This window comes from Halomonas sp. 3A7M (assembly GCF_014897875.1).
Classification (GTDB): domain Bacteria; phylum Pseudomonadota; class Gammaproteobacteria; order Pseudomonadales; family Halomonadaceae; genus Vreelandella.
Map to the genome: position 1 here is coordinate 1 of NZ_JABUZD010000155.1, position 20,403 is coordinate 20,403.

The window sequence follows — 20,403 nt, forward strand, 5'->3', positions numbered from 1 at the left end:
TCCGCGCCGGTCGGCACGATGGCGACCATGTCTCTGGGGTTGATGGTTTTGGACCAGCTTACATCGAAGGCCGCGCCGGTTGTTGCCTGCGCAGGACCTGAAACCGTCACTTCGGGCGGTGGTGGTTCTTCCGGTTCAGGTTCCGGCGTGACGGGCTTCAGGTCCATGGCGCTTTGAACCTGATCCAATGCGCCGTGCAACTCGGCGGCATTGCTGGCCGGAACGAAAACGCCACCGGTGTTCTCTGCGATGCAGGAGAGATTGGCATTCTCTTCCTCTTTCAGATCGAATCCGACAACATGTGCGGTAAAGTTCATGCCTTGTTTTGCCAATTCTGCGGACAGCGCACAGGGATCGGCATTGCAGGTTTCCACCCCATCCGAGATCAACACGACGGTTGATGAACTGTCGCGGTAGGACATCAGCTCGGCAGCCTGTTGCACGGCAGCCGAGATCGGCGTCTTGCCAACCGGCTTGATCACATTGACCGTCTCGATAAAATCGCTCTTGTGCAGCGGGCCCGGCGCGATCAGAGTTTCGATATCGGTGCAATCGCCCTTGCTGCGGTGGCCATAGGCGACGAGGCCCAGGTTGGTATCTTTGTCCCAGTCATTGACCAATCCGGTCAGCACGTCCCGCGCGATTTCGATCTTACTGGTGCCGTCGATCTGTCCCCACATGGACCCCGACGCATCATAGACGATCACGACGTCGTCCGCAGCATGCGCGGCTGCCGCGCAGGTCATGCTGCCGACCAGTGCCATCTCGGCCAATCTCAGTGCGCCCAATTTCATTTTCCGGTCCTCCTCTTGACTATCGCGTGACGATTATTCTCAGTTCGATAGGAAATCGCGCCTCGACATTCGATCAGGACACGGACGGTGCGATTTGGGGTTATATTCCGCAATCGCCATGCTCATCTTGTTCTTCTCCTTGCTGTTTTCCGGCCGATGACCGCTCTGATTTGTAGTCTTGTCCTCTCGTATCGCGACCTATGGGGATATTGTTAGCATGCTCCGCGACCTGTACGCCCCGTTCGTTTGAACGGGATGCTGGAGTCAATTTCAAAGTAATGTTTTTTCACCAGCGCCTCCCATCCAAGGGTTCACGGGCTTACGATCACGTCGGAGCAAACTTACAAACAACCGTGCACTAATGAATAATTCTGCAAGGTTGTGACTGGTTCCAGGAGGCTATTTATGCTTCGCTCCCTATTATCACGCTTTATGGTCTTGGCCTGCATGGCCATGGCCGCCCCAACGCTGGCACAACCAAACGAAACCCGTGAATACCAGGACGGCAAGCGGGGAATCGTGCTCCTACCGCAGGGTGACAAGTCCTTTGCGGATGCCGTGGTCGATCGTTCGGCCGGTACAGGCACGATCGAAGACTCCGCAAGTGACCAACAGGCGATCCTGGGGCCACCCGACTTTTCCGGAAATGTGAAGGTCGAGGGTATGACGCTCTCGATTTCGGAAGACGGCGAGGCTTGGATCGATCTGAGTGACATCAGCGGCGGGCGTGCCGAAGTCGATTTGGTGGGGCTGGTGCCGGCGGATGCAAATTACCGGTTCGTGAGCCTGACCGACGATGGGGATGGCTGCGGCACGCGGTTCGCGGGCGCGGATGTCGATGCGGTTGCGGCAATCGGTTCCACCCTGCGATTCGTGCTGGACGGTGCCATTCTGTTTGCAGTGGACAGCACCGAATTATGACCCGAGGCGCAGGATGCCCTCGACGCGCTTGCGCAAGACATCGCGGATGCGGGCCTGAGTGAATTTCGCGTCGTAGGGCATACCGATTCCACTGGTGATGACACCTACACCTTGCCCTTTCACGAGATCGCGCCTTAGCCGTGCAAGACTATTTAAGCAGTCAGTCGGTCTTGGGCGCCGTCACCGTCACAGCGGAGGGACGTGGCGAGGCGGAACCGATCGCGGATAATGCGACCGACAAGGGAAGGAGCGTAAACCGACGAGTGGAAATCATTGGAAAATTCAACTCTGTCCCATAGCGAAATCGGACGGCGAATTACCTTAAGCGAAGGCGTCGCCATTCCCGAGGTTCAGGTAGCCGTCGAGTTCGTCCCGGATATCGGAGTCAAGGGCATCCGCGTGGGCGATGCGGGTGTAGAACAGGGTGAAGTAGATCACCTTGATCGCCGTCACCAGCCGCGCGAGGATCGCGTTGCCGATGAAGGCTAGGAAGATAAGCACGAAGAGCGGTAGCCAGTTGAATAGCGTCTGTTCGTCGAGCGGCAGCCCGTCCGGAATGCTGCCGAACAGCTCCCCCAGCGAGCCAGCAGAGAACGCTGTCGGCATGAAGCCCCCGGACGCAAGGCCGAGGATGATGCCGAGGATGATCGCGATCAGGTAGAGGGGGCCGAGAATCGTGCGCACGACATTGCCCATGATGTCGATGCCGAAGACGCCGACCAGCGTTTCGGGGACATGGTCACGCAGCGTGTGGAGACGCTCGCCCCCTTCGCGGAAACTCAGCTTGTCGATGGCAAACACGGGCAGGAGGAAATGGTTGACCAAATCCCAAATCTCGACGAGCGCACCGAGGATGAGGCGGGTGATCAATCCGCCGTTCCCGCGCTTAAGGACAACCCATACATTCGCCATGTCGATCAATCCTAGGATCCGAGCCCTGCCTTTGACGTCGGCGAGTTCCTTTCGCGCGCCCTGTACCGTCGCGTCTCGACCGCAGGCCGTATCATAGACCAGCCGGCTCAGCCGCAATTCTTGATGATTGTAGTAGAAAAACTTGTAGACGAAGACAATCACCATGGCCAAAAGCAACAGGGTGCCCGTCCCGCCCATACCAACGATGATGGCAGCAATCCCAGCGAAGAAAAGCACGACCACGAAAGCAGCATAGACGCTCATCCGTATGATGGGCGACAAGATGTCTGTGTCGCGGCCAATGATCGTGAATGTGTGCTTGAGCAGGTAGCCCAGTTGTGAAAACTGCGCGCCTAGTCCTGGTTTCTCGAAATCCATGATGCACTCTCCGTTGTCTTTGTATCTTTTGCCCCCGCATCCCGGATGAGATCAGGGCGAGTGGTGCAGCTCCGTTACTGGCGATCCGATAGCCTGATAAGCTTCGTCAGCGGCGTCTGAACGCCCCTGGCGCCCACAGGGTTTCCCCTCGGCGTAATGCGCTTTCTTCACACTGACGGGGGCCAGCCTGGCATCCCATTCAGGGTGTGGTTGTTGGCCCTCTATCATCTGTAAATAGACCTGCATCATGCAGGCGAAGGGTTCCAGCAGCGGCAAATCACATTTCGCATTTGCTGTTGCCGTATTTTGCTGAGCAGACACGCGCGGCGCAGGATGCAATCTGCGGATTGCGCAATTGCTTCTTGATATCGACGGTCTCAATCGCCATGTAGGGAACCGAGATTGTCTCGGTGTCCTGCGTGCAGTTGGTAATTGAATCCTCAGTTGTGCAGGTCATCTTGCCCGTCAGCCGTGTTTCGCTGCGATATTTGGTAACGGCTTCCTGTCGATAAACCGGCGGGATTTTCAGCATCCACTCTGCTTCACAATGTTTTCTTTCGGCCTGGTATTCTAGCGTTCCACATCCCGTCAGGAGGACGAACCCGAAAATGCAAAGACCGAAAGCGGATTTGGGAAACCGTGACATGGTTAGCTCCGATTACAAGATGCCGCCCGCCTATCCCGAGCCTTGAACGGAAGAATCACATAACCGAACCAACAGTGCCCCGTTCGTTCAGAGGGGTTGGTGTCATTATTTGTAGAATAAAGAGTTTGCGCCAAGGTTCCGGTGCTGGTGAAGGCTGTCGTCGTCTTCGCGGTGCTGCTGACGATCTCGCTGAACGAATGTTTGGCTGGGCACCTTTCTCGTAGGCAGCCATCAAAAGCCAAAATCGCCAGGGACGTGAAGGACTGCTTTCATAACGAAAAGTTCGGGAGCTGATTTGCCCAATAAGCGGTCTGCTAGGTATTTCTTGAAATCAACGGGGTAGGGAGGCCAGTGTCTGCTCGAGGGCTTCGAGGTTTGCTTGTTTCATGGCGTGCTCCAGAAGAACACTGGATAAACAGCAGTTTATACAGTGTTTTTAAAGCACACCAACAACAGATACCAACATAGCCTCATCTATCCATTGTAACAGTGCTTGATGAAGCAGGTTAACCCACCCGGTGCTGATAAAGTACGTCCAGCGCATCGTCATCAGCAGCAGAGGATAACGCCTTTGATTGGGCAACGGGTTTGCGGCCGCCCACCAGCACATACCATTCCGCTTCTGTTAGGTAGTGCTGGCACCAACGGCTTAAGCCAGCGGCCACATCATCGCGAATTCGTTCGCCGCTACGGAAAGCCTGGGCGAGATGCAGCAAGTCCTGGCGAGCAGTGCGAGCACGGGCATTGCCGCCGTGCACTTTGGAAAGTGGGCAGCGTCGATCATAGGCCGCGTTGGTTAATGCATTTAACCAACGTTCCAATTCATGCGCCTGAATACCGCCGTAAACTGCCACACTGCACTCCATGCTGAATGATGATTGAAATTTAATGAGCTCCGCCCATTAGCACTGGCGAAAAAGGGCGTTAGATTGCCCGATTGTGGCGCAACTGTCACCTCCGGTCTATTCCTGGCCACCCCCAGACATAGCCTAAGCCAAGACATAACGCCCTATGTCTGTACTACACCTGGTAATCCCGAGCACTACGACTGGGTCGGCCATGTGCGCGGCGCTGGCCTATTATGGGGCATCGAACTGGTCGCCGATGGTGAATCGCGCCAGCGGTCAACGCAACCTGACGCTGATTAAAAACGATGCCAATGAACCTAGTATCGGTATCGGCAAGCTAATTGAGGCAGGCCGTGTAAAGCGCTTGATCACCTCTCGCTTAGGCCTAAACAGAGCCGCCATTGACGCGTTGTCCGGTAAATCGGCCATTCAGTCATCAGCGAAAGTTGCCTATCCAACGCCGAGGCGAAAAAATCGCTAATCGGCCACTGAGTGGCCCATTGGCGTTTTCGGCTTGGCGTTTGGCGCTTCAGCGCATATTCAGCGCGGCTGGCTGCGGCGCGATCTGCGAAAGGTTGCGCGCCGAGCAGTGCTATCGGTGGATTCGCTCGGGTATAGCGGGCGCCTTTGCCGTCACAGTGCGCTTGGTAACGTTTCGCTAGGTTATTGGTAATCCCCACATAGGTGCCGCGTTTGCACTCAAGTAAGTAGAGGAACCATTGGGTATCGGTATTTATACTACTCACCACAACAACTCTTTATTTTTCGGCCGCTACCACATAGGCAGCGCTCGTTGCGCCGCGGTTTGAGGCGCTCAATGGTCGGCACGCCATCCACATACCACCAGCGCCCGTCTTCAAACACAAACCGTGAGTTTTCTTCTAGCACATACCAGCGGTTTTGTTCACGGAAATAGGCTAAAAAATGTACCGTACCCTGCCCCTTTTTTGCGGGCGGTGCCGCCACAATCGTGAGCGCTTTCCATTGGGAGTCTGGGTCAGGCGGTAGCTGCGTTGGCCGCGTTGATGCGTGCCAAGTGGCAAGTAGGTAATCGCGGCTATTCAACGCAAACGCCGTGTAACGTGAACGCATTAGCGCTTCCGGCGTAGGTGCTGTTGCACCTTGGTGATAAGGCTGGCAACACGCCGTGAATGCAGCACCACTGCCACACGGGCAGTTGGCTGACGTTGAGACTGGCGTTGAAAGCGTCATATTGAAAGCTCTGTATTCTTTGGTTTATAGATTTGGTATACGTTTTGTTTCGGTATTGGCACAGAGTTAGATATAGTACCAGAGCGACATCATCAGACAGACGGAGTACGACACACGATCAAGCATTCTTTCCAAACCCAGTGGAGGTTCTCCTATGAAGGTTTACAAACCCGAGTGGCAGTGCACGTTTAGCGTAAACGAAGGCGCGGTAGAATCAGCAACCTGGAAAGAGCGAATCGCCTGGCGGCTTAGACAAATTGCCGATCGACTCGAAGGCGGTGGCCGTACAGTAAAAATCGACTACAACGTCTCTCCGCACGTTAGCCGAGACGAAGTTGATACCTGTTTGGGCAAAGGATTTGAAGTTACCCAGCGGCTGCTGACCCAGCTTGCCCGCCAACAGGCCTGCGAAGATGTGATGCGCCACGCAAAAGCGGAGCTTTACGAAGAGCAACATCAGCATTAGCCGCCATAAATATCGAAGAAGCACTTCAGAAGAACACCCGCCTGTTTTAATCATTGGCGGGTGTTTTTTATTGTGCGCTATTGATATTGCGGACTAATTTAGCAGCCATCATCCCAAATGGGGTGTTTCTAGCGCCTGCCCTAATCGCTGCATAAACGCCGTGCATTCATGCAACTGAGCCGTCTCAATATACTCATCGGGTTGATGCGCCTGGGCGATGCTGCCAGGGCCAAGAATTATTGTCTGCAAGCCTTGGCCTTGGAACTGCCCCGCTTCCGTGGCGTAAGCCACCGCATGGTTACAGCAGGCGTGTGGCAGATGGTCTTTGGCTAAGCGAAGCACCTGGTCGTTTTCGCGGTCGGCCAAGCCAGGCACTGTCACGTTTAGCGGCTCGGTGGTGATTTCAACGTGCTTGCCTTTAGCCTGCAACTCGGCGCTTAGTTGGGCGCAATAGGCTTCAAAGCGTGCGTATATTTCGTCGAAGGTGTCCGTGGGCAGATGGCGAATTTCCCACTCAAACTGACACTCCCGCGCCATAATATTGATCGCCGTGCCGCCTTTTATTTTGCCAACGTGCAGGCTGGTATGCGGCACATTAAAAGCCTCATCGACGCGGCCCTCTTCCACCAATGCCGCCATGGTGTCTTCAATGAACGTGACGAGCCTTGCCGCAACATGGATAGCTGACGTGCCTTGATTCACTTGGCTACTGTGAGCCTCCTGACCAATCACGCTAGTGCGCAGATTCGTTGCACCTTTTTGCGCAACCACAGGCTGCATGCTGGTAGGCTCACCAACAATGACGTGGGCGGTGGTGGAGTAGTGCTCGTAAAAGCGTTTAATAAGACTCGGCGCGCCCACACAGCCAATTTCTTCGTCATAAGAAAACCCGAAATAGATAGGCTGCTTCAGCGGCGTATTGGCCCAGGTAGGCACCATAGCTAACGCACAGGCAATAAAGCCTTTCATATCACAGGTACCACGCCCGTACAGGCGCCCATCACCGCCATCACGCAGGGTAAACGGATCACTCGACCATGGCTGACCGGCCACCGGCACTACGTCGGTATGCCCAGAAAGCATCACTCCGCCAGGGGCGTCAGGGCCTACGCGGGCAATCAGGTTGGCTTTGGTGCCACACGGGCTCATCACCCGCTCTGAAGCCACACCATAATCAGCTAGATAGTCCTCAACGAATTCAATTAGGGCCAAATTAGATTCACTGGAAGTGGTATCGAACGATACTAGCTTTGCCAGTAAGGTGGTCGCGTCAGTCATACTGCTCTCGTTTGTTAGTCTCTCAATATCACCCTATCACCGCCTCTCTCCTTTGCCTACTAAGCAGGCCGACGGACAGCGAAACGTTGACTGTCACGTCGAGTTCATCGTGCATTCATGAAAACGTCATCTACACTTTCTACTGTTCAGTGCACCCAAAAACTTAATAAACGTACTGCGAACGACCCACAAGGAGCCGTTATGTCTCGTTTCACATTGCACGCGCTTGCCCTAGGGGTGGCTACTGCCACGTTTAGCCTTTCTGCCCATTCTGCGACCGAAGTGACCTGGTGGCACGCCATGGGAGGCCAGCTTGGTGAAATCCTTGAAGAAATGACGGAGGAGTTTAACGCTTCTCAGGACGACTACCAGGTCACACCCAGCTACCGCGGCAACTACACAGAAACGATGACCGGTGCTATTGCGGCGTTCCGTGCAGGCGAACAGCCACATATTCTGCAGGTATTCGAAGTCGGCACCGGCACCATGATGAACGCCAAAGGCGCCATCTACCCAGTGTACGAGTTGATGGAAGAGTATGGCCGCGCATTTGATCGCGAAGCCTTCCTGCCAGCGGTAGTCGGTTACTACACCGATACCAACGGCAATATGCTGTCTTTCCCGTTCAACTCCTCAACGCCGATTATGTACTACAACCGCGACATGTTTGAGGAAGCGGGCCTAGACCCTGAGCAGCCCCCCGAAACATGGGCAGAAGTAGCCGATTTTTCACGCCAAATCGTCGATTCTGGGGCAGCCAGCTGTGGCTTCACCACCTCATGGCCAAGCTGGGTTATGTTGGAAAACTTCTCTGCCATGCACAACTCGCCGCTAGGGACGTTAGAAAATGGCTTTGGCGGGATAGAAACAGAGTTCAATTTCAACAATGAATTGGTTGCCCTCCACTGGGATAATTTGAAGGCTTGGCAGGATACGGATGCCTTTAAGTGGGGCGGCCCTGGCTCCGGGCCAGACTCTGAACCGCTGTTCTACTCCCAGGACTGCGCGATTTTCTTCGGCTCTTCTGCTTCCCGTGCGGATGTCGCTGCTAACTCTGACTTTGAAGTCGGTTTCGGTATGCAGCCCTACTATGACGACGTAGATGGCGCGCCACAGAACTCCATCATTGGCGGTGCCACCCTGTGGGCACTACAAGGCCACACCGATGACGAGTATGAAGCCGTTGCCGCCTTCTTTGAGTACCTCTCACAGCCTGAGGTACAAGCCGAGTGGCACCAGCAAACCGGTTACCTGCCCATCACTCAAGCAGCGTGGGACTTGAGCAAAGAGCAGGGCTACTACGATGAGAACCCTGGTGCCGATATTTCGCTGAAGCAGATGACGCTAAACGAGCCGACTGAAAACTCGAAGGGGCTACGGTTTGGTAACTTTGTACAAATCCGCGACATTATCTCCGAAGAGATGGAAGCGGTGATGACGGGCGCTAAATCTGGCCAGGAAGCTACTGACTCAGCCGTTGAGCGTGGTAATCAGTTGCTACGCGACTTCCAATCAGCCAACCAGTAAGCAAGCACCTTATCCGCCGCCTGCCCCTGGCAGGCGGCGTGCCTGTTGTTAAGTGCCCTACTTATTGGTGCCGTTTATAGACGCAGGATACGTCGCCTATGCAAACCAAACGCATGACCTTCCCTGGGCGTTTTCTGCCCTACGCCTTACTGGCTCCTCAGGTCATTGTCACGCTGATTTTCTTTATCTGGCCAGCCGGCCAAGCGCTTTACCAATCACTGCTACGAGAAGATGCCTTTGGGCTACGCACCACCTTTGTGGGTTTGGAAAACTTTGCTCGCCTGTTTCGCGATGGCGCTTACCTTAACTCGCTCTCCGTGACAGTGGTGTTTGCGGTAGGCACCACGCTACTCTCCATGTCCGTTGCGCTGCTGTTAGCGAGCACGGTTAACCGCATGATCCGCTCACGCAGCACCTACACCACGTTGCTGGTATGGCCCTATGCGATTGCCCCTGCCATTGCCGGTGTGCTGTGGTGGTTTATTTTCAACCCGTCGATTGGCATTGTGCCCTACATACTGGACATGGTCGGCTACCAGTGGAACCACCGTAATTCGGGCGCAGACGCCATGATGCTGGTGGTTTTTGCCGCCGCCTGGAAGCAGATTTCTTATAACTTTCTGTTCTTCCTCGCTGGCTTACAGTCAATCCCTCAATCACTGATCGAAGCCTCGGCCATTGACGGCGCAAGCCCCATGAAGCGCTTCTGGACGATTATTTTCCCGCTGCTCACGCCAACCACCTTCTTCTTGATGGTGGTTAACGTGGTTTACGCCATGTTCGACACGTTCGGCATTATTCACGCTACTACTCAAGGCGGCCCCGCCCAGGCCACCAACACGCTGGTCTATAAGGTCTACGCCGATGGCTTCGTGGGTTTGAATTTAGGCTCGTCGGCCGCTCAGTCAGTGATTCTAATGGCCATTGTGGTCGCGCTCACGGTGGTGCAGTTCCGCTTTATCGAGCGCCGCGTGAACTACTAACACCACTGGCTAATTGTTTGGGAGACTTTCAATGGTTGAGAACCGACCCTGGGCGAATTTTTTTGCTCATCTGACGTTGATGATTGGCGTCGCGGTGGTGGTGTTCCCCGTGTACGTTGCGCTCGTAGCGTCTACCCAGGCGCCAGGCGACTTGCTACGCGGCACGCTGCCGATGCTGCCCGGCGCTCACGGTATCGAAAACTTTACCCGTATGTGGCAGTCCGGCGTTTCCAACGCAGGAGCCCCACCAGCAGGCATGATGCTATGGAACAGTTTTGTTATGGCCATGGCGATTACCGTAGGAAAACTGTCGATCTCGCTACTGTCGGCGTTTGCGATTGTTTACTTCCGCTTTCGTTTTCGGATGTTCTTTTTCTGGCTAATTTTCGTCACGCTAATGCTGCCCGTCGAAGTGCGCATTATTCCCACGTTTCAGGTCGTTGCGGATCTCAACATGCTCAATAGCTTTGCCGGGCTGTCGATTCCGCTAATTGCCTCGGCCACCGCGACGTTTCTGTTCCGCCAGTTCTTTATGACCATTCCCGAAGAAATGCTCGAAGCTGCTCGCGTCGACGGCGCCGGGCCACTGAAGTTTTTTAAAGACATCTTAATGCCGCTGTCAGTGACCAATATCGCCGCGCTGTTTGTGATCATGTTTATCTATGGCTGGAACCAATACCTGTGGCCACTGCTGATCACCACCGACCCTGACTACTACACCATCGTGATGGGTATTCAGCGCATGACCTCAGAAGAGAACCCCCAGTGGCACTTGATTATGGCGGCAGTGGTGATGGCAGCGCTACCGCCGGTATTAGTGATTCTGTTTATGCAACGCCTATTTGTGAAAGGCCTGACCGAGACGGAGAAATAAGATGGCCAGTATTACCTTGGAAGGGCTGAAGAAAACCTATACCGGCGATGTTCACGCCGTCAAAGGCATCGACTTACAGATTGAAGATGGCGAATTTGTGGTACTCGTCGGGCCATCCGGTTGTGGCAAATCGACCCTGCTACGCATGGTCGCGGGGCTTGAAACCATTACCGAAGGCACGCTCAAAATCGGCGACCGGGTAGTCAATAAGTTAGAGCCCGCTGAGCGCGATATCGCCATGGTGTTCCAAAACTACGCGCTTTATCCGCACATGACCGTCTACAACAACCTTGCTTATGGCTTAAAGAACCGCGGTTTTAAAAAAGATGACATCGATAAACGCGTGCGCTTAGCGGCCAAGATGCTGGAGATTGAAGACTTCCTGGAGCGCAAACCGCGCAAGCTTTCCGGCGGCCAGCGCCAGCGGGTAGCCATGGGCCGAGCGCTGGTGCGCGAGCCTTCAGCCTTCTTGTTTGATGAACCGCTTTCCAACCTGGATGCCAAGCTGCGCGTGCAAATGCGGGTGGAGATTAAACAGCTACAGCGTCGCCTAAAAACCACCAGCCTGTATGTCACCCACGATCAGCTGGAAGCCATGACCCTGGGCGACCGTTTGGTCGTGCTAAATGCCGGGCAAATTGAGCAGGTTGGCACCCCGATGGAGATCTACGCCCGTCCGGCCACCATGTTCGTTGCGGAATTTATTGGCTCTCCGGCAATGAACATGTTGCCGCTGGATTATCTGCGTACTCAAAACAGCAGCATGCTGGAACACCTCCCTGCAGGCACCGATATCCTCGGCATTCGCCCAGATGATATGCACCTCACCGCACCCGATGCGCCACACCTAGCCATCGACGCAACACTCATGCTCTTTGAGGCGGCAGGTGCGGAAAGCCATCTATACGTTAATCTCGCCGACAGCGAGCAACCCACGGTGATTCGCACCGCGGGCCAGCCAGCCGTTCGTGAAGGTGAAGCACTACGTTTCTACGTGCCCCGCGATGCTCTTCATCCTTTTAACAGCACCACTCAAAAGCGCACCGATGGTTGACAGCGCGACTTAAGAAAAACTTGCATAAGAAAAGCACATCATCGGAGACTTCATGCGCTACGTTTGAGCTAATAACAATAACTCGCTGCTCAGCTATTTTTGCCGGTAGTAGCGTATGGATCTCTATGATGAATACTGGTCTATGAAGACAGAATGTAATGACCTCGACAGCTTATACCGCGATCATTCCCGGCGCGTACAGGCGACTCTGATTCGCTTGCTAGGGGATTTTGAGCTTGCCGAAGAAGCAATGCAGGATGCGTTTGTGGCAGCGGTTCAGCAATGGCCAATTAACGGTTCACCCGACAACCCTCAAGCCTGGTTAATTCGTACCGGCTACCACTGTGGGGTTAATCAAATTCGCCAACGCAGCACGGCACGCCGCCGAGCTCATTTGCTGTTACCCGCCGAAGAGACACTGGATCTAGAACCAGCGACGATTCAAGACGATGCACTGCGCCTGTTGTTCACCTGCTGTCACCCAAGCCTGAGCATGGAAGCCCGCGTGGCATTAACCCTGCGGGAAATGTGCGGCCTCACTACCGAACAGGTGGCGAGTGCGTTACTTATGAAGCCCACTACGCTGGCTCAACGCATCGTGCGCGCTAAGCGCAAAATTCGCGATGCCCGCATCCCCTACGCGGTGCCTGACAGCGAAGCACTTCCCGAGCGCCTGCCGGATGTACTCCAGGTTATCTATTTAGTGTTCAACGAAGGCTACTCACGCAGCATGGGCAGCCAGGTCGTTGATGTTAGCTTGACGAAGGTAGTCATGCGCCTCGGTGAGGCGTTAGCAAGGCTGCTACCCAGTGGCGAGGTGTTCGGGTTGATGGCACTGATGCGGCTTAATGATGCTCGTCGCGATGCACGCCAAGACAGCGCGGGTGACTTAGTCACCCTGGACGAACAAAACAGAGATTTGTGGCACCAAGAGGATATTAATAGCGGTATCGAATGGCTTGAGCAGGCACTAGCGCTCACTCCAACCGGCTACTACACCCTACAGGCATCAATTGCCGCGGAACACTCACAGGCTAGCAGCGCCGAACAGACCGACTGGGGAAGAATCGTACGACTCTACAATGCGCTATGCCGCCACAATGCCTCACCCATTCTGGCACTCAATCGCGCAGTGGCCATCGCCATGAATGGCGCGCTGGCAACCGGTTTGCAGCTTCTCGATGAGTTAGTCCATCACCCACAAATGAGCCGCTACCACTTATTATACGCGGCACAAGCGGATTTACTGCGCCGCCAAGGCCAATATGATGCAGCGCGCAGTGCCTATCAGCAGGCGCTCGTGCTGGCGACGCTTGATCCAGAGAAGCGCTTTTTGCGCAGGCGGCTGTCTGAGCTAAAACAGCATTGATAAAAAACGTGATAAAAAAATAGTCCGACCATGTCGATTTCAGCTCGCCCCAAACGATTAGTAAGAGTACCCCCTCGGATCATCCAGGAGACTCTCAATGAAATTCATGCTAATTCGCCGTGCCGATACCAATACCGAAAACGGCGTTATGCCCTCCCAAGAACTGCTTGCCGACATGGCCGCTTATAACCAGCGTTTAACTGAGGCTGGTGTATTTTTAGGCGGTGATGGCTTACGTCCAACCAGCGATGGCTGCCTGATCCGCTTCGATAAGGGTACTCCCACCGTTATCCCAGGACCATTTTCGCCCCCCAGTGAGCGCATTGCTGGCTACAGCGTACTAGAAGCGCCAACGCTGGAAGAGGCCATTCATTGGGCTCAGCAGTGGCCCACCCAAGATGCCGATGGCAACGTGACACTTGAGCTGCGGCGCTTCTTCTCGCTGGAGGATTTTGAGCCCGGTGCCGGCATTGAGCAGCACCGTAACCTTGCCCGTGTGCCGGATGCCATGAACGTGCATGTTGCCTTTCCCGGCACTTGCCGTGAGGCCATGCAGTTTTATGCCGACGTCACTGGTGGCCAGTTGGAATGCCTACTGACTTACGCTGAAACGCCTGCCGCTGAACACGTACCGACCACCCTTCATGACCACGTTATCCATGCCTCGCTGAACCTGCGTGGACGCCGCTTGATGGGTGCCGATATGGCGGCTGACTGCTATACACCACCTCAAGGGGTAGAGATTCAACTGGAGTATCAGGATATTGAGCAAGCCGCACGAACCTTTGCTCAACTAGCGGAGGGTGGAAAGATTGTCATGCCATTCGAAGCCACCTTCTGGTCGCCAGGGTTCGGCATGGTAACCGACCGCTTTGGCGTCGGCTGGATGGTCAACGTTCCGTCAGAAAACTGCCCCTCAGCCACCGAAGGAGACGCTCCATGAAGTACGTTGCGCTAGTGTATTACCAAGAGCAAATCATCAATGCCATGAGCGAACAGGAGTGGTACGACCTCAACCAGGAGTGTATCGCGGGGGTCGAGCGCCTGAGCGCCAGCGGCAACTACCTTTCCGGGCAGCCGTTACAACCAACGGAGACCGCAACCACCGTGCGCGTGCGTGATGGCGAGACACTGATCTCCGATGGCCCCTTTGCCGAAACCAAAGAGCAACTGGCTGGTTTCTACCTACTGGAAGCTCGCGACTTGAATGAGGCACTGCAGTTGGCTAGCCGCATCCCGCCAGCTCGGCTGGGCAGCATTGAAGTACGCCCCGCTCGAGAACTCCCACCCAAAGCAAACGCAGGAGAAACAGCATGAACACTACCGCCACACCCTATGTCGATGGCTTCATCGCTGCCGTGCCGACCGCTAATAAATCTGAGTTTATTGAGCACGCCCGCGCCGCCGCAGAAGTGTTCAAAGAGTTCGGCGCACTGCGAGTGGTAGAGTGTTGGGAAGATGATGTTCCCGAAGGCGAGGTCACCTCGTTCTCCATGGCGGTTAAGCGAAAAGATGACGAAAGCGTTGTTTTTTCATGGATAGAGTGGCCTTCCAAAGCGGTACGCGATGTCGCTATGCCAAAAGTCATGGAAGATCCACGCTTACAAATGGACGTTAATCCCATGCCCTTTGATGGCAAGCGTCTTATTTATGGCGGCTTTGAAAGCATCATGACGATGTGAGTACACCGGGCCGTTTCACTCAATAGAAACGGCCCGCAAGCCCTTCCTCTTGGTAAGTGACTCCCCCTAGCGCAATCCCATAGCGGCTAAAACGCATCTTAATGGCTCCTTTCATATTGATGTCATTGTTCATCGTTAGCGTGCCAGAAAGGCCTGACAATGTGGTGACATCAATGACAAACCAACCGCGCAAACCGCTCAGCGACGAAGAAATCGCCTACTTAGAGGAACTGGCTAACGGCAACGCATTAGCCAAGCAGCGTCGCCGCGAGAAAAAGCGCCAAACGCCAGCGACAAAGAAACTCTTAGACTAACCACGCCTTACCAAGGCGTATTCATGCACGCTTTCTAAAACCACTTAATTATTATCATAGATAGCATAACGCAAAAAGCCGATGTACTTTTAGCACATCGGCAAAACGATCTTAATAAGTGACTTAAACGCTAAGGAAACTATTTATCATTTAAAAGTGATAGCGAGCACCTACTGCATAATACAGATCATCTTCGAAGTTATTATTGGCATCTTTATTAGCATCATTTAGCTCGACAAACACATCAAAATTGTTAGAAACATCGTAATGCGCCGCAGCGGCCCAAGCATCGCGATCCTTATCAGCGTTGTCTACGTCAATGTTGTAATAATCGAGATAGAAGGTCCAAGCGCCGGTGGCAAAGCTACCACCTAGGCCTACTGTGTCGAAACCGCCTCCTCGCTTATCGTTATCACCACGGGTTTCATAACCTAAACGCGCAGAGAAAGCGTCATTGATGTCGTACTCGGCCGTAGTACCAAAACGTGTTTCACCGTTGCCACCGCCACGCACGGAATCTTCTACATAACCGAGTGCTAAACGTAAGGGGCCAGTCGCGTAAACGACGCCACCTTGTGTGGCGATAACGCTACCTTCGCTAGACTGCTGCGCTTCAGTGAGGCCACGCTCAGAAAAGTGTTTTGCTGAGAAAACAGCCTGAAAACCGTTGATTTCAGGCGTTTTATAGCCAAGTGAGTCGCCACGCGCCTGAAGACCACCGCCGGCAAATTCATAGCCACGCTCTACATAAACATCGAACGGTGTCATCACGTAGTTATCGTAGTAACTGTTATAGTTACCCGCCATGAACGTACCGTACTGCTTACTTTCGAGACCCAGGTAGCTATTACGCACTTCGTCAAAGCCCGGGCGGCTGCGCTCATCCCCAGTAAAACGCCACTCTACCCGTGCAAACGCGCGCAGGTCAGCGTTGATTTGATGGCCTGCCGTAAAGCGCAAACGAGAGCCAAAATTACGGAACTCCTCGCCATTATCAACGCCATTTTTTTCACCACCGCCTTCAAACCCCATAGCGATGCGGCCGTAGATATCTAGCGTCGTGCCGTCTTGGTCATATACCACCGCCGCTTGAGCCGCAGAGGCACCCAACAAACCACTAATAGCTAGAGCAAGTGTCGCCTTTTTAAACATGATTGATCCCATTAAAGTAGTTAGCGCTTGTTATCAGCACTTTTAGTTACAAGAGAATTCAGATACCGAAGTCTTCTAATTCAATTTATTTTCAACCCAAGATTCGTCAGAAAAGGGTCGTCATAAAAATCGAAAAATTATGTTTAAGCTGCTTACCGAGCTTTTAATTGCGCATTGCGAAGGCACAATCGAGGATATGTTTACCTCGTCGTCAGCTACCTTAAAACCGATATATGTCATTCTTCTTAAAGTTTTATTTTTTTAGCGTTTTTTTTGATAACTATAAAAATGCAACCTGATCGACATATTGATCTGCTAAGGCGTCACCATTCACTAGCGGCTTCACCATTAAAAATGGTGGCCTGTCATCCCATGTTCACCAGGCTGTCTTGGCAGTGTCACTGTCGCTACGCATAGTCAATGCAATAGTGAATGAAATAGTGAGTAAAAACGTGATAAAGGGATGGATCGCTCATGCGACTCTGTATCGTTAGCGAAACATGGTCACCAGAAATAAATGGTGTTGCGCATACCTTAAATAGGCTATGTCGTGAACTCACTCGGTTGGGGGTAACAGTGGATGTTATTCGCCCAAAACCAAGCATGGCTGCCAGCGCCATCAATGTTGCTCAAGAGCGTTCTCAAGGGCTTTCTCAAGCACCGTCTCAAGAACAGTATCAAGAACCCTACCAAGAACCGTCCCAAGAGCTTCAGGTTCGGCGGTTAGCGCTACCGGGTTATAACGCTGTGCAGATTGGCCTTGCCAGACCTTCAAAACTTCGCCGTTTCTGGCAGAAGCATCGTCCCGACTCTATTTATCTGGCAACCCAGGGCCCGCTGGGCTGGGCAGCTCGACAGGCTGCACGCCAACTGAACATACCTTTAGTGGCTGGCTGGCATACTAATTTCGATCACTACTGCCATGACTACGGGGTTTCCTGGCTAGCTGCCGCCACGCGGCGATATTTACGCTACTTCCATAACGGCTGCGACCTTACCCTTGTGCCCACTCAACAACAGGCTGAAGCGCTACGCGCTCAGGATATCCGCGGTGTAAAGGTACTCTCACGCGGCATTGATGGCGATATATTTTCCCCAGCCCACCGCGACGACACCCTACGCGAACAGTGGGGGGTTAGCGAACATCAACCTGTTGCGCTGTATGTGGGCCGCTTAGCTCCAGAAAAAAACCTCGCGTTACTGCAAGAAACGCTGCAGGCCATGAGTGACGTACGCCCCGATATGGCACACGTCATTGTTGGCGATGGCCCAGGCCGCGCTCAGTTACAAAAAGCGCTACCAGATGCTCATTTCACCGGTTTTGTGAATAAACAGGCACTAGCACGCCACTATGCCAGTGCCGATATATTTATTTTCCCCTCTCAGTCAGAAACATGGGGAAATGTGGTGACTGAAGCCATGGCCAGCGGGCTAGCAGTCGTGGCCTATCACCACGCCGCCAGCGCTGAGCTGATTCAAAGCAGGCACAACGGCATCACCGTTCCCCCTGGCGATGCGCTTGCCTTTCAACAGGCTGCCGTCGCGTTATGCCAGCACCCTGCTGACTACGCTCGCCTAGGTAGAACCGCCCGCCTACGCGCGCTAGAGCAAAGCTGGCCGGGAATCGCAGAGCAGTTCTTACGCTATTTACAAAACGCCCAGGAGGCTCACCATGCGTCCGCGTCCGCTTGTCGTATTCGATCGTCTTGATGTCTTTGAATGGCAGCTTTGCCAACGGGTAACACACCTATCGCTTTATCGCCCCTGGCGGCTAACGCTGCAAACGGCAAGTAAGCTGGGAGACTGGCCTGTCTGGGTATTATTAATCGCTGCACAGCCCTGGTTACAGCCTAACGGTGCTTGGCGAATCATGCAGTACAGCGCCATCGCACTGTTTGCAGTCGCTATTTATAAGTTGGTAAAAACGCGGCTGTGTCGCGAACGTCCGTTTATCACCTACCTCGGTGGCGTCCACTGTGGCGAGCCTGCCCGAGACAAATACAGCTTCCCCAGTGGTCACACCATGCATGCGGTGATGTTCAGCGTGTTGGTCGCCGCTCATACCCCCTGGTTGCTACCTATTGTGATTCCCCTTAGTTTACTGATTGCCATTTCGCGGGTGGGGCTTGGGCTGCATTATGTCAGCGATGTCATTGCTGGCGCAGCCATGGGCTATGGCTTTGCGCTACTGAGTCTTTATTGGATGGGATAACCCTCTGCGGTTGGTCGCTCAACGCCGTATCAATAAAAGCAAAAAGCCACCAACGTGGACGCAGGTGGCTTTTGGTATTGTCGATTAACTATCTATTGTTTTAATTATCTACATATCGGGAGGCATATCGTCACGATCCTCTATTGTGGTCATAAACGATGTCTTGAACATCATATAAAGACCGACTCCCGAAAACCCTAGAAACAGCACAAACATGCATAACATCAATACCATCGCCATAGCGCTTGTCCCTGGAAGTGTGCGGCTGCGACGTTGACGTCTTCTAACCGCTACATTTTGGTTTACACCAGAGGATAGACCAAAATGTCACGCTTATTGATACAAAAGTTGTTCAAAAAATATGGAAAAGTTAAATATACATAAGAATCAAAGTGTTAAAAACAATTAATTGACGCAAAAAAACCACCTCGCTTTCACGAGATGGTGATTTTGCATCAATGCTGTTCCCTGGCGGTGATGATCAGCGTTTCCTTACACTGATAAGGGTGAGCAGGCTAAATGTCCTTTCACGTCCTTTTGCTACCATGGCTCCATGCCTTCCCTAATTACCTATTAGCCTGCTCACGCTTGTTTACTCATTGTGGCTAACGTTGTTGCAAAGCGTTTTTGGCGATTAATTCCACTTAAAAATTAAAGTCACAACATTACGGCTGTAGTCAGATTACTGCAGACAATAGGCCAAGTGCCATTTTTAACAACAAAACATATCAGAAACAATATCTTAAAAACTAACCGCAATACCAGGCTAAGAGATAAACGCCGCTATTTCATGGCTAAAACTGACACATGCGACAAAATCACACGGCCAGCCAGCGCTCAAACGACGGGAAATTGATGGCACCAACTGCCTGCAACGATTATTTTTAATGGCAGCGTACCTAAAATCTCTCTACAAGCGCTCAGCTGATGAGGATTCCTTCGATGAAGCGTGCAATGGCGATCAGTTTATTGATGATGGTGACACTTCTGGTCATAAGTGGCTGCAACACTATTCGCGGCGCAGGCGAAGATATTGAACGAGGCGGCGAAGCTATTCAGCGCTCCGCAAGTAGCTAATGGCCATGGTGACGGTTTACCTTTCACACGGCCTGGAAAGCGGACCTGGTGCCCTGAAAGTGCAAGCGCTAAAAGGGGTTGCTGAGCAGTTTGAGAACTGCGAACCCGTCGTCATGGACTACCGTGGCTTAAAAGAGCCGCAGGAGCGTTTAGCGCATTTACTTGCCGTGATTGATGAACGCAACGACACACTGGCTAACTGTGTTTTAGCGGGTTCCAGTCTCGGCGGATGGTTAAGTGCAGCGGTGAGTGCCCAGGAACCTGTGTTAGGTTGTTTTTTATTAGCCCCTGCTCTTGGCTTGCCAGATTACCCGCAAACCTCAATCACACTGCAAGCACAACACACGCATATCATTCATGGCTGGCGAGATGATGTCGTACCGCCAGGCCCAGTCATTGAACATGCCCGCTGTCAGCGACTTTCACTACGCATGATTGACGATGACCATCGCCTGCAGAACAGTCTTGATACAATACTTTCCGATTTCGAGCGGTTTTTAGAGCTGTGCCTTCAATAGCGATGTCTTTAAAAAAACGTCTCTAAAACGATGTCCTTAAAAACGATGCCTTTGAAAATAGCGCTCTTAACGCCTGACTGGCATTAGCCGATGGGCTGTTTTTTTTGTTTAATCAGTGCCTGACGATGAGCCCTCCGAGCCGCCCTCGTCATTCCCACAGGCCCTGCCACCCTCGTCATTCCCGCA

24 protein-coding genes and 2 pseudogenes are annotated in these 20,403 nt (G+C 53.2%); 17 read left to right on the forward strand and 9 right to left on the reverse strand.

Annotated elements, in window-relative coordinates; all coding sequences use genetic code 11:
• Positions 1-794: vWA domain-containing protein (locus INT19_RS13565; protein WP_193061160.1), on the reverse strand; the 794-nt coding region annotated here is incomplete at its 3' end.
• 405 nt (positions 795-1,199) lie between these two features.
• Between INT19_RS13565 and INT19_RS13570 the strand changes: the two genes are divergently transcribed.
• Positions 1,200-1,715 (forward strand): hypothetical protein, encoded by a 516-nt coding sequence (locus INT19_RS13570; protein ID WP_193061161.1) that lies wholly within the window; start codon positions 1,200-1,202, stop codon positions 1,713-1,715.
• Positions 1,716-1,840: 125 nt separating this feature from the next.
• Positions 1,841-2,014: pseudogene (locus INT19_RS19880) on the forward strand (hypothetical protein); the annotation flags it as partial.
• A gap of 22 nt (positions 2,015-2,036) precedes the next feature.
• Here the strand turns inward: INT19_RS19880 and INT19_RS13580 are convergent.
• From INT19_RS13580 to INT19_RS13595, 4 genes are all read right to left on the reverse strand, one after another.
• Positions 2,037-3,005 carry a hypothetical protein gene (locus tag INT19_RS13580; RefSeq protein ID WP_193061163.1) on the reverse strand — a complete coding sequence of 323 codons (969 nt, stop codon included), beginning with the start codon at positions 3,003-3,005 and terminating at the stop codon, positions 2,037-2,039.
• Between the two features lie 51 nt (positions 3,006-3,056).
• Complete coding sequence (locus INT19_RS13585) at positions 3,057-3,281, reverse strand: hypothetical protein (protein WP_193061164.1); 225 nt, start codon at positions 3,279-3,281, stop codon at positions 3,057-3,059.
• Between the two features lies 1 nt (position 3,282).
• Entirely contained in the window at positions 3,283-3,651 is a 369-nt protein-coding gene (locus tag INT19_RS13590) for a hypothetical protein (RefSeq protein ID WP_193061165.1), read from the reverse strand.
• A gap of 506 nt (positions 3,652-4,157) precedes the next feature.
• Positions 4,158-4,505 carry a hypothetical protein gene (locus INT19_RS13595; protein ID WP_095604405.1) on the reverse strand — a complete coding sequence of 116 codons (348 nt, stop codon included), beginning with the start codon at positions 4,503-4,505 and terminating at the stop codon, positions 4,158-4,160.
• Between the two features lie 24 nt (positions 4,506-4,529).
• Between INT19_RS13595 and INT19_RS13600 the strand changes: the two genes are divergently transcribed.
• A complete protein-coding gene (locus INT19_RS13600; RefSeq protein WP_193061184.1) occupies positions 4,530-4,799 on the forward strand; it encodes a hypothetical protein in 270 nt (89 codons plus the stop codon).
• Between the two features lie 179 nt (positions 4,800-4,978).
• On the opposite strand, the pseudogene INT19_RS13605 reads toward INT19_RS13600, so the two are convergent.
• Both INT19_RS13605 and INT19_RS13610 read right to left on the reverse strand, forming a co-directional pair.
• Positions 4,979-5,248: pseudogene (locus INT19_RS13605) on the reverse strand (GIY-YIG nuclease family protein); the annotation flags it as partial.
• Positions 5,238-5,711 (reverse strand): YchJ family protein, encoded by a 474-nt coding sequence (locus INT19_RS13610; RefSeq protein WP_193061166.1) that lies wholly within the window; start codon positions 5,709-5,711, stop codon positions 5,238-5,240. The pseudogene INT19_RS13605 and the gene INT19_RS13610, both read right to left, overlap by 11 nt.
• A 154-nt stretch (positions 5,712-5,865) precedes the next feature.
• Between INT19_RS13610 and INT19_RS13615 the strand changes: the two genes are divergently transcribed.
• Positions 5,866-6,177 (forward strand): hypothetical protein, encoded by a 312-nt coding sequence (locus INT19_RS13615; protein ID WP_030074158.1) that lies wholly within the window; start codon positions 5,866-5,868, stop codon positions 6,175-6,177.
• 108 nt (positions 6,178-6,285) lie between these two features.
• Here INT19_RS13615 and argE read toward each other — a convergent pair whose 3' ends face one another.
• Positions 6,286-7,455 (reverse strand): acetylornithine deacetylase, encoded by a 1,170-nt coding sequence (gene argE, locus INT19_RS13620; protein WP_193061167.1) that lies wholly within the window; start codon positions 7,453-7,455, stop codon positions 6,286-6,288.
• A gap of 201 nt (positions 7,456-7,656) precedes the next feature.
• Here argE and ugpB point away from each other — a divergent pair, with 201 nt between their 5' ends.
• From ugpB to INT19_RS13665, 9 genes are all read left to right on the forward strand, one after another.
• Positions 7,657-8,982 (forward strand): sn-glycerol-3-phosphate ABC transporter substrate-binding protein UgpB, encoded by a 1,326-nt coding sequence (gene ugpB / locus INT19_RS13625; protein WP_193061168.1) that lies wholly within the window; start codon positions 7,657-7,659, stop codon positions 8,980-8,982.
• Positions 8,983-9,080: 98 nt separating this feature from the next.
• Positions 9,081-9,965, forward strand: a complete 885-nt coding sequence (ugpA, locus tag INT19_RS13630) for a sn-glycerol-3-phosphate ABC transporter permease UgpA (RefSeq protein ID WP_193061169.1) — start codon at positions 9,081-9,083, stop codon at positions 9,963-9,965.
• A 31-nt stretch (positions 9,966-9,996) separates the two neighbouring features.
• On the forward strand, positions 9,997-10,839 hold the full coding sequence (gene ugpE, locus INT19_RS13635) for a sn-glycerol-3-phosphate ABC transporter permease UgpE (RefSeq protein ID WP_193061170.1): 843 nt from the start codon (positions 9,997-9,999) through the stop codon (positions 10,837-10,839).
• A gap of 1 nt (position 10,840) precedes the next feature.
• Positions 10,841-11,893: a sn-glycerol-3-phosphate import ATP-binding protein UgpC gene (locus tag INT19_RS13640; RefSeq protein WP_193061171.1), complete on the forward strand. Its 1,053-nt coding sequence runs from the start codon at positions 10,841-10,843 to the stop codon at positions 11,891-11,893.
• Positions 11,894-12,035: 142 nt separating this feature from the next.
• Positions 12,036-13,262 carry an RNA polymerase sigma factor gene (locus tag INT19_RS13645; RefSeq protein ID WP_193061172.1) on the forward strand — a complete coding sequence of 409 codons (1,227 nt, stop codon included), beginning with the start codon at positions 12,036-12,038 and terminating at the stop codon, positions 13,260-13,262.
• A 97-nt stretch (positions 13,263-13,359) separates the two neighbouring features.
• Complete coding sequence (locus INT19_RS13650; RefSeq protein ID WP_193061173.1) at positions 13,360-14,205, forward strand: YciI family protein; 846 nt, start codon at positions 13,360-13,362, stop codon at positions 14,203-14,205.
• The gene (locus INT19_RS13655; RefSeq protein ID WP_089039979.1) at positions 14,202-14,579 is read left to right on the forward strand and encodes a YciI family protein; all 378 of its coding nucleotides are present in this window, start codon (positions 14,202-14,204) and stop codon (positions 14,577-14,579) included. Before INT19_RS13650 ends, INT19_RS13655 begins: the two co-directional genes overlap by 4 nt.
• On the forward strand, positions 14,576-14,944 hold the full coding sequence (locus INT19_RS13660) for a DUF1428 domain-containing protein (protein WP_193061174.1): 369 nt from the start codon (positions 14,576-14,578) through the stop codon (positions 14,942-14,944). Before INT19_RS13655 ends, INT19_RS13660 begins: the two co-directional genes overlap by 4 nt.
• 173 nt (positions 14,945-15,117) lie before the next feature.
• Entirely contained in the window at positions 15,118-15,258 is a 141-nt protein-coding gene (locus INT19_RS13665; RefSeq protein ID WP_157698051.1) for a hypothetical protein, read from the forward strand.
• 150 nt (positions 15,259-15,408) lie between these two features.
• On the opposite strand, the gene INT19_RS13670 is transcribed toward INT19_RS13665, so the two are convergent.
• Positions 15,409-16,410, reverse strand: a complete 1,002-nt coding sequence (locus INT19_RS13670) for a porin (RefSeq protein ID WP_089039981.1) — start codon at positions 16,408-16,410, stop codon at positions 15,409-15,411.
• A 474-nt stretch (positions 16,411-16,884) separates the two neighbouring features.
• On the opposite strand from INT19_RS13670, the gene INT19_RS13675 reads away from it, so the two are divergent.
• From INT19_RS13675 to INT19_RS13690, 4 genes are all read left to right on the forward strand, one after another.
• Positions 16,885-18,120, forward strand: coding sequence for a glycosyltransferase family 4 protein (locus INT19_RS13675; protein WP_193061175.1), 1,236 nt, complete (start codon positions 16,885-16,887; stop codon positions 18,118-18,120).
• Positions 18,083-18,622 (forward strand): phosphatase PAP2 family protein, encoded by a 540-nt coding sequence (locus INT19_RS13680; RefSeq protein WP_089039983.1) that lies wholly within the window; start codon positions 18,083-18,085, stop codon positions 18,620-18,622. The genes INT19_RS13675 and INT19_RS13680 overlap by 38 nt, the downstream gene beginning before the upstream one ends.
• A gap of 942 nt (positions 18,623-19,564) precedes the next feature.
• Positions 19,565-19,699, forward strand: coding sequence for an entericidin A/B family lipoprotein (locus INT19_RS13685; RefSeq protein ID WP_193061176.1), 135 nt, complete (start codon positions 19,565-19,567; stop codon positions 19,697-19,699).
• A gap of 5 nt (positions 19,700-19,704) precedes the next feature.
• Positions 19,705-20,217: a YqiA/YcfP family alpha/beta fold hydrolase gene (locus INT19_RS13690; RefSeq protein ID WP_193061177.1), complete on the forward strand. Its 513-nt coding sequence runs from the start codon at positions 19,705-19,707 to the stop codon at positions 20,215-20,217.
• Positions 20,218-20,403: the final 186 nt, after the last annotated feature.

Coding starts and splice junctions, on each gene's coding strand:
- INT19_RS13570 (WP_193061161.1), top strand. CDS start 1,200: ATGCTTCGCTCCCTATTATCACGCTTTATGGTCTTGGCCTGCATGGCC.
- INT19_RS13580 (WP_193061163.1), bottom strand. CDS start 3,005: ATGGATTTCGAGAAACCAGGACTAGGCGCGCAGTTTTCACAACTGGGC.
- INT19_RS13590 (WP_193061165.1), bottom strand. CDS start 3,651: ATGTCACGGTTTCCCAAATCCGCTTTCGGTCTTTGCATTTTCGGGTTC.
- INT19_RS13610 (WP_193061166.1), bottom strand. CDS start 5,711: ATGACGCTTTCAACGCCAGTCTCAACGTCAGCCAACTGCCCGTGTGGC.
- INT19_RS13615 (WP_030074158.1), top strand. CDS start 5,866: ATGAAGGTTTACAAACCCGAGTGGCAGTGCACGTTTAGCGTAAACGAA.
- argE (WP_193061167.1), bottom strand. CDS start 7,455: ATGACTGACGCGACCACCTTACTGGCAAAGCTAGTATCGTTCGATACC.
- ugpB (WP_193061168.1), top strand. CDS start 7,657: ATGTCTCGTTTCACATTGCACGCGCTTGCCCTAGGGGTGGCTACTGCC.
- ugpA (WP_193061169.1), top strand. CDS start 9,081: ATGCAAACCAAACGCATGACCTTCCCTGGGCGTTTTCTGCCCTACGCC.
- ugpE (WP_193061170.1), top strand. CDS start 9,997: ATGGTTGAGAACCGACCCTGGGCGAATTTTTTTGCTCATCTGACGTTG.
- INT19_RS13640 (WP_193061171.1), top strand. CDS start 10,841: ATGGCCAGTATTACCTTGGAAGGGCTGAAGAAAACCTATACCGGCGAT.
- INT19_RS13645 (WP_193061172.1), top strand. CDS start 12,036: ATGAAGACAGAATGTAATGACCTCGACAGCTTATACCGCGATCATTCC.
- INT19_RS13650 (WP_193061173.1), top strand. CDS start 13,360: ATGAAATTCATGCTAATTCGCCGTGCCGATACCAATACCGAAAACGGC.
- INT19_RS13655 (WP_089039979.1), top strand. CDS start 14,202: ATGAAGTACGTTGCGCTAGTGTATTACCAAGAGCAAATCATCAATGCC.
- INT19_RS13660 (WP_193061174.1), top strand. CDS start 14,576: ATGAACACTACCGCCACACCCTATGTCGATGGCTTCATCGCTGCCGTG.
- INT19_RS13665 (WP_157698051.1), top strand. CDS start 15,118: ATGACAAACCAACCGCGCAAACCGCTCAGCGACGAAGAAATCGCCTAC.
- INT19_RS13670 (WP_089039981.1), bottom strand. CDS start 16,410: ATGTTTAAAAAGGCGACACTTGCTCTAGCTATTAGTGGTTTGTTGGGT.
- INT19_RS13675 (WP_193061175.1), top strand. CDS start 16,885: ATGCGACTCTGTATCGTTAGCGAAACATGGTCACCAGAAATAAATGGT.
- INT19_RS13680 (WP_089039983.1), top strand. CDS start 18,083: ATGCGTCCGCGTCCGCTTGTCGTATTCGATCGTCTTGATGTCTTTGAA.
- INT19_RS13685 (WP_193061176.1), top strand. CDS start 19,565: ATGAAGCGTGCAATGGCGATCAGTTTATTGATGATGGTGACACTTCTG.
- INT19_RS13690 (WP_193061177.1), top strand. CDS start 19,705: ATGGTGACGGTTTACCTTTCACACGGCCTGGAAAGCGGACCTGGTGCC.